This is a genomic window from Nocardioides mangrovicus, assembly GCF_003674065.1.
Taxonomy (GTDB): Bacteria; Actinomycetota; Actinomycetes; order Propionibacteriales; family Nocardioidaceae; genus Marmoricola; species Marmoricola mangrovicus.
Map to the genome: position 1 here is coordinate 1 of NZ_RDBE01000002.1, position 520 is coordinate 520.

General features: G+C 63.8%; 1 protein-coding gene. It reads right to left on the reverse strand.

All coding sequences use genetic code 11. The features are described from left to right. The coding region (locus tag D9V37_RS04535; protein WP_332835738.1) for an FAD-dependent oxidoreductase at nt 1-520 on the reverse strand (520 nt) is incomplete at both ends.

Here is a 520-nt window from a genome sequence, read left to right on the forward strand (position 1 = left end):
TGCTGCCGGATCGCCAACGCCGACGACGCCAACCCATGCACCCGGTTGTCATAACGCCAAAACGACATCCGCAGCTTGTCCAGATCAGTGTCCAACAACGTCACATCCGCACCCATGCCCAACGCGATGTTCGCCGCGTTCTGACCACTGACCCCGGCGCCGATGATGACGACCTTCGCGTTCGCCACACCCCCCACACCGCCCAGCAACACACCGCGACCACCCTGGGCCTTCATCAACGAATGAGCCCCCACCTGCGGCGCCAGACACCCCGCGACCTCACTCATCGGATACAGCAACGGCAACCCACCCGAGGCCAGCTGCACCGTCTCGTAGGCGATCCCGGTCACCCTGCGCGCCACCAACTCCTGCGTCAACGCCCGGTCCGCGGCCAGATGCAGATAGGTGAACAACACCAGACCCTCCCGCATCCGGTGATACTCCTCAGCGATCGGCTCCTTGACCTTCAACACCATCTGCGCGGTGCCCCACACCTCATCAGCCGACTCCACGATCTTCG